The 15,357-nt window shown below is 73.7% G+C and carries 14 protein-coding genes; 5 read left to right on the top strand and 9 right to left on the bottom strand.

Annotated elements, in window-relative coordinates:
* Positions 1 to 10: 10 nt before the first annotated feature.
* From FHU33_RS04605 to FHU33_RS04595, 3 genes are all read right to left on the bottom strand, one after another.
* Positions 11 to 1,390 (bottom strand): WS/DGAT/MGAT family O-acyltransferase, encoded by a 1,380-nt coding sequence (locus FHU33_RS04605; RefSeq protein WP_142024295.1) that lies wholly within the window; start codon positions 1,388 to 1,390, stop codon positions 11 to 13.
* 62 nt (positions 1,391 to 1,452) lie between these two features.
* Positions 1,453 to 2,748, bottom strand: coding sequence for a CpaE/TadZ family protein (locus FHU33_RS04600; RefSeq protein ID WP_142024294.1), 1,296 nt, complete (start codon positions 2,746 to 2,748; stop codon positions 1,453 to 1,455).
* On the bottom strand, positions 2,748 to 3,533 hold the full coding sequence (locus FHU33_RS04595) for an SAF domain-containing protein (RefSeq protein ID WP_246063264.1): 786 nt from the start codon (positions 3,531 to 3,533) through the stop codon (positions 2,748 to 2,750). Before FHU33_RS04595 ends, FHU33_RS04600 begins: the two co-directional genes overlap by 1 nt.
* A gap of 211 nt (positions 3,534 to 3,744) precedes the next feature.
* Here FHU33_RS04595 and FHU33_RS04590 point away from each other — a divergent pair, with 211 nt between their 5' ends.
* Positions 3,745 to 4,002 (top strand): helix-turn-helix domain-containing protein, encoded by a 258-nt coding sequence (locus FHU33_RS04590; protein ID WP_142024292.1) that lies wholly within the window; start codon positions 3,745 to 3,747, stop codon positions 4,000 to 4,002.
* Between the two features lie 43 nt (positions 4,003 to 4,045).
* On the opposite strand, the gene FHU33_RS04585 is transcribed toward FHU33_RS04590, so the two are convergent.
* Positions 4,046 to 4,615 (bottom strand): hypothetical protein, encoded by a 570-nt coding sequence (locus FHU33_RS04585; protein ID WP_142024291.1) that lies wholly within the window; start codon positions 4,613 to 4,615, stop codon positions 4,046 to 4,048.
* A 98-nt stretch (positions 4,616 to 4,713) separates the two neighbouring features.
* Here FHU33_RS04585 and FHU33_RS04580 point away from each other — a divergent pair, with 98 nt between their 5' ends.
* Positions 4,714 to 5,415, top strand: a complete 702-nt coding sequence (locus FHU33_RS04580) for a LysM peptidoglycan-binding domain-containing protein (protein WP_142024290.1) — start codon at positions 4,714 to 4,716, stop codon at positions 5,413 to 5,415.
* Positions 5,416 to 5,467: 52 nt separating this feature from the next.
* On the top strand, positions 5,468 to 6,025 hold the full coding sequence (locus FHU33_RS04575) for an Rv3235 family protein (protein WP_142024289.1): 558 nt from the start codon (positions 5,468 to 5,470) through the stop codon (positions 6,023 to 6,025).
* 58 nt (positions 6,026 to 6,083) lie between these two features.
* On the opposite strand, the gene secA is transcribed toward FHU33_RS04575, so the two are convergent.
* Positions 6,084 to 9,092, bottom strand: coding sequence for a preprotein translocase subunit SecA (gene secA, locus FHU33_RS04570; protein ID WP_142024288.1), 3,009 nt, complete (start codon positions 9,090 to 9,092; stop codon positions 6,084 to 6,086).
* Between the two features lie 72 nt (positions 9,093 to 9,164).
* Here secA and FHU33_RS04565 point away from each other — a divergent pair, with 72 nt between their 5' ends.
* Together FHU33_RS04565 and FHU33_RS04560 are read left to right on the top strand one after the other, a co-directional pair.
* Positions 9,165 to 9,557, top strand: coding sequence for a pyridoxamine 5'-phosphate oxidase family protein (locus tag FHU33_RS04565; protein WP_142024287.1), 393 nt, complete (start codon positions 9,165 to 9,167; stop codon positions 9,555 to 9,557).
* Positions 9,558 to 9,628: 71 nt separating this feature from the next.
* Positions 9,629 to 10,126: a GNAT family N-acetyltransferase gene (locus FHU33_RS04560; protein ID WP_170182317.1), complete on the top strand. Its 498-nt coding sequence runs from the start codon at positions 9,629 to 9,631 to the stop codon at positions 10,124 to 10,126.
* A 96-nt stretch (positions 10,127 to 10,222) separates the two neighbouring features.
* On the opposite strand, the gene hpf is transcribed toward FHU33_RS04560, so the two are convergent.
* The 4 genes from hpf to mtrB all read right to left on the bottom strand — a co-directional run bounded on the left by hpf (position 10,223) and on the right by mtrB (position 15,311).
* The gene (gene hpf, locus FHU33_RS04555; RefSeq protein ID WP_142024285.1) at positions 10,223 to 10,906 is read right to left on the bottom strand and encodes a ribosome hibernation-promoting factor, HPF/YfiA family; all 684 of its coding nucleotides are present in this window, start codon (positions 10,904 to 10,906) and stop codon (positions 10,223 to 10,225) included.
* Between the two features lie 39 nt (positions 10,907 to 10,945).
* Positions 10,946 to 11,767 carry a ComF family protein gene (locus FHU33_RS04550; protein ID WP_246063263.1) on the bottom strand — a complete coding sequence of 274 codons (822 nt, stop codon included), beginning with the start codon at positions 11,765 to 11,767 and terminating at the stop codon, positions 10,946 to 10,948.
* A gap of 104 nt (positions 11,768 to 11,871) precedes the next feature.
* Entirely contained in the window at positions 11,872 to 13,596 is a 1,725-nt protein-coding gene (locus tag FHU33_RS04545; protein ID WP_246063262.1) for an LpqB family beta-propeller domain-containing protein, read from the bottom strand.
* On the bottom strand, positions 13,593 to 15,311 hold the full coding sequence (gene mtrB / locus FHU33_RS04540; RefSeq protein WP_142024284.1) for an MtrAB system histidine kinase MtrB: 1,719 nt from the start codon (positions 15,309 to 15,311) through the stop codon (positions 13,593 to 13,595). The genes FHU33_RS04545 and mtrB overlap by 4 nt, the downstream gene beginning before the upstream one ends.
* Between the last annotated feature and the right edge of the window lie 46 nt (positions 15,312 to 15,357).

Below are 15,357 nucleotides of genomic sequence, written 5' to 3'. Positions count from 1 at the left end.
GGAAGCGGACTCAGCTCGCCGTCTCCACCAGCTGGCCGACCTCCTGCTCCACCAGGTCGGCCAGCACGTCGACGTCGCCGACCCCGTCACGATCGGCGTTGAACCCGAAGTAGACCCGGCCGTCATAGCTGGTCATCCCGATGGACAGCCCCTGCCCCCGGGCCAGGGGGACGACCGGGAACACCTCGAGCATCCGGCTGCCTGCCGCGTACAGCGGCAGCTGAGGACCGGGCACGTTGGTGACCACCAGGTTGAACAGCCGGCGGGACAGCCCCCGCGCCGCCCGGGCGCCGAGCGCGTGCAGCGTGGACGGCGCGAAGCCGGTGAGCGCGATGAGGCTGTCGGCACCCACGGACTGCCCGTGCAGGGCGATGCCCCGCATCGCGTAACTGAGGCGGGTCAGGCGCACCCGGGGATTGGGCTCCCCGACCGGCAGGTCGACCAGGTAGGAGGAGACGCGGTTGCCGGGGGCGGCGTCCTCGTCCTGCATCGACACGGGCACGAGGGCGCGCACCGACGTCCCGGCCACGACCGGCTCCCCGCGGGAGAGCAACCACTCCCGCAGTGCGCCGGTCACGACCGTCAGCAGGACGTCGTTGACCGTCCCGCCGTGGACCTTGCGGATCTTCTTCAGGTCGTCGAGCTCCGCACGCGCGACCGCGACTCGACGCTGCCGGCTCACCGTCGCGTTCAGCGGGCTGTGCGGCGCCGGCATGAGCGTCTTCCGCACGGTGCGCAGCAGGCCACCGGCGACCCCGGTGACGCGGGCGGCGGTGGACCTGACATCGGTGACCGCTCCCCGCACGGTGTCCACCACCGCCGAGGGCCGCCGGGCGTACTCGTCCAGCGCCTCCCACACCAGCGCGGCACCGTTCGGCGGCCGCTTCGGGTGCCACTCCTCGGCCGGCGGGATGGGCGCGTCCGGATCGACGTCCAGGAGCACCTGCCCGATGTCGAGCGCGCTGAGGCCGTCGACGAGCGCCGGATGCGTCTTGGTGACCACCGCGACGCGATCGTCGGACAACCCCTCCACCAGGTACGCCTCCCACAGGGGACGCCGTCGGTCGAGGGGGCGGGAGGTCAGCCGGGACACCAGGTCGAGCAACTGGGCCTCGGTGCCCGGGCGGGGCAGACCGGACCGGCGCACGTGGTAGTCGATGTCGAAGTCCGGGTCGTCCACCCACACCGGGTCGGCCAGGTGACCAGGCACCTCCGCGACCCGCTGGCGGTAGCGCGGTACCAGCGGCAGCCGCGCCTGCACGAGAGCGGCCAGCGCCTCGACCCCACCGGGAGGTCGCTCCAGGACCAGCACGCCGCCGACGTGCATCGGCGTACCCGGTTCCTCGAGGTAGAGGAAGGACGCATCCAGTCTGGTCAGCCGCTCGACCATCGATCTCCTCAGGGTCGGTGGCTCACGCTACGGCTCGCCGGGGATCCCGCACATCTCGGCGCTCACCGGGACACCGGCTGGCGGCGGACCCCTCGCCGCCGCCCCGCAGGAACGGGAACGTCGGCCACGGCCGCGGCCAGCGCCCGCAGCTCGACCCGGAGCGGAGATCCGGGCGCGACCTCGGCCAGCGAGCGGCCGGACGCCAGAGCCGCGTCGGTGGCCCGCCGGTCGGCAGAGAGGAAGAAGCTCACCTCGCGGCCCGCGAAGCGCTCGAAGGCCTCCCCGATCTCCCGGCGCGGGTCCCCTGGCACCGGCCCGCGTCGCACCTGGTTGACCACGAGGACCGGCTCCACGTCCGGGAGCACGTCCCGGAGCTCCCCGAGCGCCCGGATACTGCGCTGCAGAGCCACCGGGTCGGCGCCGCTGACGCACAGCACCGTGTCGGCGTCCTCCAGCACTGCCAGGGTCGCCCCGTTGCGCCGGGGCGCCGCCGTGTCGAAGGAGAGCTCCTCGTCGTCCTCGAGGTTGAACGCACAGTCGACCACCGTCACCTGGGCCAACCGGCGGGCCTCCTCCAGCACCGTGCCCACCGCCCGCGGACGCAGCTCGGGCCACCGGTCGGCGCGTGCCAGGCCGGTGAGCACCCGGAGCTGGGGCCGCACCGCCCACGCCAGCCGCACCAGGTGCGCGGCATCCAGGCTTCCCGAGGCGGCGAGCCGCGCCGCGCCGGCCAGTCCCGGCGACTCGTCGAGCAGGCCGAGCATCTGGGCGATCACGCCGCCGTAGACGTCGGCGTCGACCAGGAGGGTCGACACCCCCAGCCGGGACAGCTCGTCGGCCGCGCCGACCGCGACCGTCGTCCGCCCCGGTGCGCCGGTCGGCCCCCAGACCGCCACCACGCGGCCGCGACCCGCCGGGCGCTCCTCCGGCTGCTCGGGCGCACCGAGCTGCGGCAGCGCGGCCCGCGGGTCCGCGACGTCCCGCCCCGCGGACGGCGCGCCGGCGACCGCCTCCCGCAGCGCCTGCGCGATCGCGTCGGGGTCGGCGTCGGCCGGTAGGACCTGCCGCACTCCCAGCTGCCGCAACCGGTCGGCGGCCCGTTCGTCACCCGGCTCCACCAGACCGACCACGGCCACCCCGGCCGCCTCGAGCCGGGCGACGGCGTCGCCGTCCAGTCGACGGAGCTCGGCCGAGAGCAGGGCCGCCTGGCCGGTCCCGGTCGCCGCGACCGCCAGCAGCTCGGAGACGTCCACGCACCGGCGGACGACGGTGACCCCGTGGTCGGCCCGGTCGAGGGCACCGACCAGCTCCGACTCCCAGGCCGCGCCCGTGACGGCGGTGAAGACCTGGAGGGCCATCAGCCGGCCGGCCCTGCCGGCGCCGACGTCGTCGCCCCCGCCGCGGGAGCTCCTCCGATGGCCGCACGCGACCCGACCGTGCCCGCGTCGACCTCGTCGACGTCCACCGACTCGTGGACGACGACGACCAGCGGGCGCCCGGCGATGGCCGCGAGCACGTCTGCCGCGTCGTCCGCCGGCACCGCGACGACGACCTGCACCGCCGTCGTCGGCGTGGACAGCACGCCCTCCGAGCGTCCGGAGAGCGCCTGCACGGGAGCGCGCGCGACCACGAGCGTGACGCTGCCGTCGGCGACCGCCGTGGCGCCGGCAGCCGGATCGGCCACCGCGTAGACGTCGACCAGCTGCCCCCGCTGCAGACCGGGAGGCACGTAGCCCGACTGCACGGGCAGCGCCAGCTGGACGAGGTCGTCGCTCTCCTCCAGCGCCGAACGAGGCAGCAGCTCTCCCTCGCGCACCGCGCGGCCCAGCGTGCGGCCTGCGGGGCGGGTGCCCGTGGACAGGTATGCGCCGCCGGCCTCGTCCAGCCGGACGTCGACCGCGACGAGGTCCTCGGGGCTCAACTCCGTCCCGGCGGCGAGGTCTTCGGCGACCGCCCAGACCGGGACGGTCGCGTCGGCCGAGCTGACGATCCGCGCGCCGAGCAGCACCGACGCGAGCACGAGCAGGACGCCGAGCACGAGCCGGAGGTCCAGCCAGCGCGGCGGGCGTACCCGTCTCGGAGCCGGACCGGGGGCCGCGTCCACCGCGGGGGGCGGGGCGGCCGACGGCCGGACGGCGGTCACAGCACGTTCACCTCTTCCAGCACCGACCGGTGCACAGACGCCGGCGACAGGGCGTGTCGCGTGCCTGAAGCCAGGCATGACGGCGTTCGAGTGCAGATGATGCGTCATACGTGCGATGGCGCGCACTCGTCATCCACACGTTCGGGTGTGGAGAACCGCCATGTGTCCCCGGACGGGCTGACAGACTGACCGCGACCGGACGGAGAGACCGATGCCCACGCCCCGCTTCCTGACCCTCGACGACGTCGCGGAGACCCTCAACGTCTCGTGGTCCCAGGCCTACGCCCTGGTCCGCCGAAAGGAACTGATCGCCATCCAGATCGGCGGCCGCGGTCAGTGGCGCGTCGAGGTCGACGAGCTCGAGCGCTTCATCCAGCAGAAGTACGCCGAGGCTCGCGCCGGCACGGTCCCCGCCGAGGAACCGGCGGCCGAGCGCGAAGTCTCCAGCGGCGGTTCCTCCCGCGCTTGATCCGCGCACTCCCGGCGCCGGCCGCCGATCACTGCGACCGCGCTCAGCCGAGTCCGGGCACCAGCGTCCGGACGACCGCGACGGCACCGATGACCACGGCCCGCACGCCCTGCACCGATTCGGTGCGACGCGGCGCGTCCGCGGGGTGTTCGGCCAGCTCCACGTAGTCCGCTCCGACGCGGTCCACCGTGCCGGTCACCGCCGCGCCGTCGTCGAGGACGAGGTGGACGGAGCTGCGGTCGCGCGCCAGTCCCCGTAGCGCCCAGCGCAGGTCCAGGCGAGCGCGGACCCCTTCGGCGGGTTCGGGGACGGCCGTGCGCCGGCCCAGCCCTGACACGGTGCGGACCGCGGCCAGCGCCACCAACTGCTCCCGCCCCTGCTCGTCCTCCAGCAGCAGCCAGTCCGGCCCCCGGTCGACGAGGGTGCCCGCGACCTGACCGGCGCCACGGACCCCGAGGACGAGCGGGAAGCCCAGGGCGCCACCCAGTCGCTCGGCCAGCCGCACCGCACCGACCTCGGCCCGCGTCCTGGACGCCGACTCGGCCCGTGCGGCGGCCGCCTCCTCTGCCTCGAACTGCGACTGCAAGTCGTCGAACAGCTGCTGCCAGCGCATCGCCACCTCCGTGACTCAACCCTAGATCTCTGTGGATACTTGCATTTACATGCATTTGCTTGTCCTAGTCTGCATCCACCAACGAGAGGAGGCGTGCCGTGTCCGTCCGCAGACTGGCGCTCACCGCAGCTGCGATGGCCCTCATCGCCACAGCGCTCGCCGGGCTGACCCCCGGGGTCGATGAGATGACCGGCACCCTGGCCGCCCCTCAGCGGACGGTCGACACCGCGGGGCCCGATGCTCTGGTCATCGCTGCGGCGGGACTGCTCGCCTGGGCCGTGTGGGCCTGGGGCGTCCTGGGGCTCGGGCTCACTGCCGCCTCGGTCCTCCCCGGCCTGCTCGGCACTGCCGCCCGGCTGGCCACCCAGGTGCTCCTGCCGGCCGGCGCGCGACGCAGCGCCGGCCTGCTCCTGGGTCTCGGCCTCGGTGTAGCAGCCCCGATCGCCGGAGTGGCGGTCACCGTCACGGCCCCTGCGGCAGCGGCCGCCGCACCGGCCGTGGGCGTACCCGACTGGCCCGCCGCGGCGGTTCCGGCCGCCGCACCTGCGCCCACGTCGGTGCCCGATTGGCCTGCGGAGCAACCCGCCGCCCCGGAGCGGGGATCACACGTCGTCGTCCGCGGCGACTGCCTCTGGCACATCGCGGAGGCCCGCCTGCTCGAACGGGCGGGGATGCCGCCGACGGACGGCGAGACCGCCCGGGCGGTGCATGCCTGGTGGGCGGCGAATGCCGACGTCATCGGTCCCGACCCCGACCGCCTGCTGCCCGGCCAGGTGCTGCGCCCGCCGGAGTCGACATGAGCCCCCGTCCACCCGCGCCCCTCGACCGACCGACGATCCCCGGAGTTACCCGATGACCGCCTCCACCCGCGCACCCGAGCCGTCCCCCCTGGCCGCACGGCCGCCTCTGCGGCTGGTCGTCGTCCCCACGCCGCAACCACCTCTGGACGACGAGCGGTTGCCGCTGCGGCTCGTGCTGCCGGGCGTCACCGCGCCCCGGCCCGCACACCGCCCGGGGCCCCGGCCCCTCGCCGCCCGCACGGTGGGACGACCGGACGACGATTTCGGCCCGTCCTGGTCGGTGCGCGCCGAGCTCCCGGACGCCCGGGTGACCGGACGTCGCCTGGTCACGTGCACCCTCGAGGCACTGGCGGGACACCGACCGCTCACCCAGGTGCAGGCGATGACCTCGCTCGCGGTCTTCACCGCCCTGATCCAGGGCCGGCGCCCGCGGTGGTGCACCGAGGGCACCGGTCCGCTGCTCGTGGGTCCCGTCCACGTCAGCGAACCGGTCGACGGCGTCGCGGAGATCAGCGCCGTCGCCCGGCGGGCCGGACGGGCCCACGCCGTCGCCGCCCGGCTGGAGGGCATCGACGGCCGCTGGCGGTGCACCGCCCTGCAGATCGGCTGAACCGGGAACGACAGCGCCCCCGCCGAGGTGCTCGACGGGGGCGCTGTGCGGATGCGGTCTAGTTGTTCGCTGCCGACCCGTGGCACTGCTTGTACTTCTTGCCCGAGCCGCAGGGGCAGGGGGCGTTGCGGGGCGTCTCCTTGGTACCGCTCACCGTCGCCGACTTGGCCGCCTTCGCCTTGCCGGATTCCGCCGCCGAGCTGTCCAGGCTGGGCGCGGAGTAGCTGAGCTGCTCGGGGCTCCGCCGCGGCGCGTCGAGACCCTTGACGTCCAGCTGCGGGCCCGTGCCCGACGGCGTCGGCGCGGCCACCGCGGGAGCAGCAGCAGCGGCCGGCTTCGCCGCCCCCGACCGGCGGGCCGTGGGCGTCGCCGTCCCGTTGCCCGACGCGGACGGCGCGGACGGCGCGGACGGGGCGGACGGCGCGGCGGCCGCCTGCCCCTGGGCGGCGGACTTGGCCTCTGCGGCCTGCCGGGCCAGCACGCGCGCGGTGCCCTCCTGGGCGGCCGCGAGTGCCTTGGCCTCGGCCTCGGCCTGCTTGGCCCTGGCCTCGACGTCCTGCTCCTCCCTGGTCTTCACCTCGAGGTTGAACAGGAAGCCGACGGACTCCTCCTTGATGCCGTCGAGCATCGCGTTGAACATGTCGTAGCCCTCGCGCTGGTACTCCACGACCGGGTCCCGGTTGGCCATCGCTCGCAGGTGGATGCCGGCCCGCAGGTAGTCCATCTCGTAGAGGTGCTCGCGCCACTTGCGGTCCAGCACCGAGAGCAGCACCCGCCGCTCCAGCTCGCGCATGACCTCCGAGCCGAGGGCGGCCTCCCGCTCCTCGTAGGCGCGGTGCACGTCGTCCAGCAGCTCCTGCTTGAGCACCTCGGGGGCCAGCGAGGACTGGTCGCCCTCGGCCACCCGGTCCAGCAGCTCCTGGATGTCGAGGCCGACCGGGTAGAGCGCCTTGAGCCCGGTCCACAGCTGCTGGAGGTCCCAGTCCTCGGCGTAGCCGATCTCGGTCGCGCCGTCGACGTAGGCACTGATGACGTCGTCGACCATCGACTGGATCTGCACGTGCAGGTCCTGCCCGTCGAGCACCTTGCGGCGCTCGTCGTAGATGACCATGCGCTGCCGGTTGAGCACCTCGTCGTACTTCAGGACGTCCTTGCGGACCTCGAAGTTCTGCTGCTCGACCTGGGTCTGCGCCGACAGGATCGCCCGGCTGACCATCTTCGACTCGATCGGCTGGTCGTCGGGCACCCGCAGGGTGTTCATCATCGACTCGAGCATCGGTCCGTTGAACCGGCGCATCAGGTCGTCGCCCAGGGAGAGGTAGAACCGCGACTCCCCCGGGTCGCCCTGACGGCCGGACCGGCCGCGCAGCTGGTTGTCGATGCGGCGGCTCTCGTGCCGCTCGGTGCCCAGGACGTAGAGACCGCCGGCGTCGACGACCTCCTCGTGCTCGGCCTTGACCTGCGCCTTGGCGGCGTCGAGGGCCTCGTCCCACGCGGCCTCGTACTCCTCCGGCGTCTCCGCCGGCGACAGGCCCCGGGCCCGCAGGCGCTCGTCGGCGATGAACTCGGGGTTGCCGCCCAGCACGATGTCGGTACCGCGGCCGGCCATGTTGGTGGCCACGGTGACCGCGCCGAGGCGGCCGGCCTGCGCGATGATCGCGGCCTCACGCGCGTGGTTCTTCGCGTTCAGCACCTCGTGCTTGATGCCGCGCTTGAGCAGGTACTTCGACAGGATCTCGGACTTCTCGACACTGGCGGTACCCGCCAGCACCGGCTGTCCGGCCTCGTGCCGCTCGGCGATGTCGTCGACGACGGAGTCGAACTTCGCCTTCTCCGTCTTGTAGATGACGTCGGAGCGGTCCTCCCGGACCATCGGCCGGTTCGTCGGGATGGGGACGACGCCCAGCTTGTAGGTCTGGTTGAGCTCGGCGGCCTCGGTCTGGGCCGTGCCGGTCATCCCGGAGAGCTTCTCGTAGAGCCGGAAGTAGTTCTGCAGCGTGATCGTGGCGAGAGTCTGGTTCTCGTCCTTGATCTGCACCTTCTCCTTGGCCTCGATGGCCTGGTGCATGCCCTCGTTGTAGCGGCGGCCGGAGAGCACGCGGCCGGTGAACTCGTCGACGATGAGCACCTCGCCGTTGCTGACGATGTACTGCTGGTCCCGGTGGAAGAGCTCCTTGGCCTTCAGCGAGTTGTTCAGGAAGCTGATCAGCGGGGTGTTGGCCGCCTCGTAGAGGTTCTCGATGCCGAGCTGGTCCTCGACGAACTCCACGCCCTCCTCGGTGATGGCGACGGTGCGCTTGCCCTCCTCCACCTCGTAGTGGACGTCGCGCTTGAGCATCGGCGCGATCCGGGCGAACTCCCCGTACCACCGGTTGCTCTGGGCGTCACCCGCCGGGCCACTGATGATCAGCGGCGTGCGGGCCTCGTCGATGAGGATCGAGTCGACCTCGTCGACGATCGCGAAGTGGTGCCCGCGCTGCACCAGGTCGGCCCGGCTGCCGGCCATGTTGTCGCGCAGGTAGTCGAAGCCGAACTCGTTGTTGGTGCCGTGGGTGATGTCGCAGGCGTACTGCTCGCGGCGCACGTCCGGACGCTGACCGGAGACGATGGTGCCGACGGTCAGGCCGAGGAACCGGTGCACCCGCCCCATCCACTCGGCGTCGCGCGAGGCCAGGTAGTCGTTGGTCGTGACGACGTGCACGCCGTTGCCGGCCAGGGCATTCAGGTAGGCCGCCAGCACGCCGGTGAGGGTCTTGCCTTCACCGGTCTTCATCTCGGCGATGTTGCCCAGGTGCAGCGCGGCCCCGCCCATCAGCTGGACCCGGTAGTGCCGCTGGCCGAGGGTGCGGGTGGCCGCCTCGCGGACGACGGCGAACGCCTCGGGGAGCAGCGCGTCGAGGGACTCCCCGTCGGCGTAACGCTCCTTGAACTCGTCTGTCCTGGCCTGGAGCTCCGCGTCGCTGAGCGCACCGGTCTCGTCGGCGTAGGACTCGACCGCGTCGGCGATCTTGGACAGCCGACGGACGAGCTTGCCCTCGCCGGCACGGAGAAGCTTCTGGAACACCACGACCCCAGCGTAGGCGGCGTGCGCGCTCGGATCAGCCAGTACGGCACAGCACCCGCTCCGTAGCCTTCCCGCGTGCCCCACGATCCCCATGACCTCGACGCCGGCCTGCTCGACCTGCTGACCGAACGGCACCTGGCGACCCTCACCACGCTGCGCGCCGACGGCAGCCCGCACGTGGTCCCGGTCGGCGTCACGTACGACGTCCCGACGGCCACCGCACGGGTGATCACCTCCGGCACGTCGGCGAAGGCCCGGCACGTGCGCACCGGACAGCAGCGGGTCGCCGTCTGCCAGGTCGACGGCCGGCGCTGGATCACCCTCGAGGGGACGGCGGTGGTCCGCGACGACGCGGCCGCGGTCGCCGACGCCGTGCAGCGCTACGCCCGGCGCTACCGGCAGCCCCGCGAGAACCCGGCCCGCGTCGTCCTCGAGATCTCGGTCGACAGGGTTCTGGGCAACGCCTGAGAAACACCCCGTCCTCCCCACCACTCGCGAGCTCGCGGTGGGACCCGGGACGGGGCCGCACCGACCGGCTCGTGCTGCGTCCCTACCGGGTGGACGACGTGGACGCGGTCTTCCGTGCCTGCCCGGACCCGGAGATCACGCGGTGGCTCAGTGCGCTGCCCTCGCCCTACACCCGCGAGGCCGCCGTCGAGTACGTCACCGGTGTCGCGCCGCGCGCCCGAGCCGGCGGCACCGACCTGGGCTGCGTGGTGGAAGCCGATGGAGACCTCGTCGGCTCCTGCGGCATGCACGCGCTGACGGCCGGCCGCCTGGGACCGGAGATCGGCTACTGGACGGCGCACTGGGCCCGCGGCAAGGGCTACGCGGCCGAGGCGGCGGGTGATCTCGTCGAGTGGGCCTTCGCGCACGGCGCCGCCCGGGTGCACCTCTTCGTCGACGTGGCCAACACCGCCCCGCTGTCGGTGGCCCGACGGGCGGGGTTCGAGGAGGAGGGCATCGTCCGGCGCTGTCTGGACTACCGCGACCGCCGGACGGCCGACGCCGTCCTGTTCGGGCGACAGAGCGCCTGACCCCCGGAGTGGATCATCGTCCACCTGCTCGATCCTGCGGCGTGTCCTGCCGCTCGTCGTGCATGCAGACGATGATCGACTCCAGGGACGGGCGCGTCAGGCGGTGGAGACGGCCGGCTGCTCGGCCGTGCGGGAGGACGCCGGCCCGCTGCCGTTCTGCGGCACCTCGGTCAGCCGGATGAGGCCGTAGTCGTAGGCGTGCCGGCGGTAGACGACCGTCGGCTGCCCGGTGTCGGCGCACTGGAAGAGGAAGAAGTCGTGGCCGACCAGCTCCATCTCGTGCAGGGCCTGGTCGACGGTCATGGGGGTGGCCGGATGGTGCTTCTCGCGCACGACACGGCCGGGCAGGTGCTCGTCGAGGTCGGTCACGTGTGGCCCCTCGGCGAGCTGGCGATCGAGCTCCAGGGCGTCGATGGCGCCGACCTCCGCGGCCGTGTTGCCGGTGATCCGCACACTGGCCGGTGTGCGCCGGCCGTGGTGCACGCGGCGGCGGTCGGCGGCGCGACGGAGCCGGTTGTCGAGCTTCGCGCACGCCATGTCGAGTGCGGCGTAGAAGTCGGGGCCTGCGGCTTCGGCGCGGACGACGGGGCCCTTGCCGCGCAGCGTGATCTCCACACGCTGGCAGGCCGCCGATTGGCGGGGGTTCTTCTCGTGGAACAGTTCCACGTCGATGCGGGACAGCTTGGCGTCGAACCGCTCCAGCTGACCGACCTTGTCTTCCACGTGCTGGCGGTAGTGCTCCGGAACCTCGACGTTGCGACCTCGGACCACGATCTCCATGGGACCTCCCGGTTGAGCCGGTTGTAGGTCGCTTCGACGCTAGTCCCTCCCGTCGGGTCCCGACAGTCGGTCGCCGGGTCCGCGGCAGACGTTCTCGGACCGCTTCGGGACAACGTGCAGGTGGGCCTGCGGAGCACGCTCGGGGGCGGCCCTGGGGGTCGCTGCGACGACGGCGGCGAGGACCGGCGTGGCCCCTGCGGGGCGGCCGGCAGCGAGCGCCGCCGCGGCTTCGGTGAGGGTGGCGCCGGTCGTCACGACGTCGTCGACGACGACCAGCAACGCGCCCGGAGCCGGCGGCGGGCGCGTGGCCACACGCTGGAACGTGCCGGACAGGTTCGCCCGGCGCTGCGCCACGGACAGCCCCGCGGAGTCCCGCACGTGCCCACGGCGGCGCAGCAGCCGCGCCTCCGCGGCGGGCACGCCGGCCGCTCGCAGCTCCGCGACCGCCCGCACCGTCAGCTCCCGCACGTGGTCCCGGCCGCGCGAGCGCAGGCCCGCCCGGGAACTCGGCACCGGCACGAGCGTCACCGGGCGCCACGGCCCCAGCGGCCCGGGGACGGCGGAGACGACCGCCGCGACGGCCAGGGCGAGCGCTGCGCCGAGCGGCCGGGCCAGCTCGGCCCGCCCGCGCTCCTTGAACTCCAGGACCGCCGGCCGGACCGGTCCGGCGTAGGCCCCGGCGGCGGCCGTCGGCGGAAAGCCCCAGGGAACGCGTCGCGGTGCGGCCGGCCGGGGCCGGGCCAGCAGTTCCGCGCAGCCGGCACAGAACATCGCGCCCGGGATCCCGCACCCGGCGCAGGTGCGCGGCAGGACCAGATCGGCGAGCGCGGCCCCCATCCCGGCGAGCATCGACCTGGCCATCCCAGCACCCTATGGTCCCGTCCCGAGGCTCGGGCCGAGCCTGCGAGGCCTGAGGAGGACGGGTCCTTCTCCTGTGGATGCCGGGCCCGAGACGGGGCTGTTTCTCAGAGGGGGTAGAACGGCGCCGTCCCCGGGAGGGGCTCCTGCCCGCGCAGCAGGGTGGACCAGGTGCCGCCCGTGAGCTGCCAGATCGTGCCTCCCGCGTCCACCAGCGGCGGCCGGGTGGGAACGGCGGCGACCGACCGGGGCTGGTCGGGGAGGCCCGACTGGGAGATCTCGGCGAGGCCCCAGCCGTCGACGCCGACCTCGTAGGGCACGATCCGGCCGTCCCGCGCGTCACCGGCGAGCACCATCAGGGTTCCGCTGTCCTGCCAGGCGACGTCGACGACCCCCGACAGCTGCGGCGCGATCGTGCGGAAGTCCCGCAGCGCGACACTGCCGTCGTCGGCACGGACCACGGTCCCGATGTAGAGGCCGCGGTCGCCCGACCCGTCGATGACCAGCGCCGCGCGCGTCCCGTCGGGCGAGAGCTCGAGCACCTCGGTCACCCCCAGCCCGGGGAGGGTCGGCGTGGCCACCGCCTGCGGCGGGCCGCCGGCCTGGACCCGCACGACCGAGGTGCCGTCCCGCACCACCCAGACCTCCGTGCGGGTGATCGCCACGGAGGGGGAACTCCACCGGGAGCCGCTGAGCACAGGGGCCAGCGCGCCGTCGTAGGGACCGGCGAGCAGCGTGACCCCGCCGGCCTCGGGCCGGACGCCGACGAGGAAAGTCGGCTGCCCGGTGGCGGCGTCGATCGAGACCGCGGCGTCGGTGAGGCCGTACTCGCCGGTACCGGCGGGGCCGGGGACCGGCTCGCCGGTGGTGACCGTGTGGAGCCCGCCATCGGTCAGGTAGTGGCCGACCGTCTCCAGGGGGACCGCATCGGGGTCGAAGCCGCTCCAGTGCTCGGGCGTCTGCTCGTCGGGCACCTCGGCGATGGCGACCGGCTCTCCGTCGATGCGCACCTCGACCGAGCGGATGGTGACGTTGCCGAGCCGGGTCAGCGTCCACACCAGCTGCGCGGAGAGCTGGCCGAGCAGCGGCGACGGCTCGGCGGGGAGCCCGGTGAGATCGACGACGGCGGTCTGGCCCTCGATGGTGACCGCGCTGCGCAACATGGCGCCCTCCAACGCGTTGCGCACCCCGGCGGCCAGCGGGGCGGAGGGTCCGGCGATCAGCCGCTCGACCACGACCGTGGGCAACGCGTCACCCGAGATGGCGTAGCGCGGGTCGGGCACCAGGCGCTGGTAGGTCGGGTCGAGGAAGTAGGCGGGTGACTCCTCGTAGAGCCGCTGGAAGTCCGGCTCGAGGATGATCAGACCGTCGGGAGGGTCGGTGATGCGCCACTCGCCCTCCACCTGCTCGAGGGTGAACTGGCGGGTGAAGGTGGTCCCGGTCGTGACGGTGAAGACCCCGCGGTCGTCGATCGTTCCCACCGGGTTCGCCGTCACCTCCACCGCGCCGGCCGCGGTGGTGACGGTCGCGTAGCCCGGGCTGATGACGGTGATACCGGCCTCGTCGTCCCAGGTCCGGGCCGCCTCGGGGGCGAGGTGCTCCACGGCCACGGGGTGGCCCTGCCGGGCGCTCGCCGCCGCGTCGATGAACGACCGGACGACCTCCTCGGGCGTGGCCCCCGGTTCCGGCGGAAGCGGCTCGATGCCGACGACCTCGGCGGGCCGGCTCGGTGCCTGGGTGATCTGCACGGTCGACGACGTCATCGGCACCGTGGAGCAGGCCGACAGCGCGAGCAGCACGATCAGCACGACGGCACCCCGGAGCCCGGTCACAGCGGCCTCCCCGGCTGCCTGATGAGAGCGGGTCGTAGCGGCAGCGGAGAGCTCGTGAGCTCCCCGCCGGCCGTCAGTGGCAGCGTGAGCCGGAACTGCGCACCCTGTCCCTGTTGACCCCACACCTGCAGCCAGCCGCCGTGCAGGCGGGCGTCCTCGAGGCTGATGGACAGGCCCAGCCCGCTGCCGCCCACCGTGCGCACCCGCGACGGGTCCGCCCGCCAGAACCGGTCGAAGACGTGCTGGGCCTCTGCCGAGCTCAGCCCCACACCGCGGTCGCGCACGGTCACCGCGGCCGAGGTGCGGTTGGCCGCCAGGGTGATCTCGATGGGGCGCCCGGCGCCGTGCTCGATGGCGTTGCCCACCAGGTTGCGCAGGATCCGCTCCACCCGGCGCGCGTCGACCTCGGCGATGACCGCCTCGCCGGGCCTGTTCACGACCAGTTCGGAGCCGTGCCGCTCGGCCAGCGAGGTCATACCGGCGACGACGCGGGCGACCAGCGCGCCCAGGTCGGCCGGTTCGGAGTCGAGGACGGCGGCCCCGGCGTCGTAGCGGCTGATCTCCAGGAGGTCGGTCAGCAGCCCCTCGAACCGGTCGAGCTCCGCCCGGAGCAGCTCCGCCGACCGGGCGACGTGCGGCGGGAAGTCCTCGCGCGCCTCGTGCAGCACGTCGGCGGCCATCTGCACGGTCGTCAGCGGTGTCCGCAGCTCGTGCGAGACATCGGAGGTGAACCGCTGCTGCAGCTGGGAGAGCCCCTCCAGCTGGGTGATCTGCCGCTGGAGGCTGTCGGCCATCGCGTTGAAGCTGGTCGCCAGACGCGCCAGATCGTCCTCGCCGCGCACCGCCATGCGCTCCTCCAGCTGCCCCTCGGCCAGCCGCTGCGCCGTTCCGGCGGCCCGGCGGACCGGGTCGACCACCAGCCTGGTGACCAGGACCCCGATGCCCACGACGAACAGCGTCAGCGCGATCCCGCTGATCACCACCGTGCTCCGGATCAGCGAGAGGCTCTCCGCCTCCTGCTGGAGCGGGAAGGCGTAGTAGAGCTCGACCTGCTGCGCTCCGCTGGTGTCGCTCGGCACCGCTGCCCCCACGAGCAGCGTCGGCTGCGGCTCGCCGGACGCGTCCGGCACCGGGTGGTACTTGCGGGACTGCCCCCCGGAGGCGACGTCGGCACGGAGATCGGTGGGAAGGGCCTGGAAGACGGGGCTGGGGCTCGGGGCGGTCCGTTCCACCTCCCTGGTGCGGTGCACCATCACCACCGCGAAGTCACCGGCGGCGCCGCCTCGCTGCAGCAGCGCGTTCACCGTGCGGTTCAGCGTCGAACGGACGCTCGCCCCGTCGCCGGGGGCGATGGCCGGCACCTGCGTCTGCGCGTAGACGACCCCGGCCTGCGCCTGGTCGATCGCCGCCTCCTCCTTGACCGAGAGCAGCTGATCGCGGATCTGGCTGAACAGCACGAGGCTGACGATGACCACCACGGTGCCGGCCACGAGCATGGTGATCGCGCCGATGCGCACCTGGAGGGACGAGCGCCAGACGTGCAGGGCGCGGGCGGTCTCCCGCCGCGCCACGCGCTGGGCACGGCGACGGGCCAGGCCCGTGCGCCGCCGCAAGCCCCGGCGGAGGCGCCGGAGCTCCGCACCGACCCGCGCGGGCGGCTCGGGCGCCGGAGCGGGCGCCTCGGAGCCGCCGGGCGGCAGCGCGGTGCGGGTCACTCCGCCATTGTGACCGTTCCGGTGCCGGCGGCTCCGCCGCCGCGCT

The organism is Blastococcus colisei, assembly GCF_006717095.1.
In the GTDB taxonomy this organism is placed as follows: Bacteria; Actinomycetota; Actinomycetes; order Mycobacteriales; family Geodermatophilaceae; genus Blastococcus_B; species Blastococcus_B colisei.
This window is presented reverse-complemented; position numbering and strand designations above follow the sequence as displayed.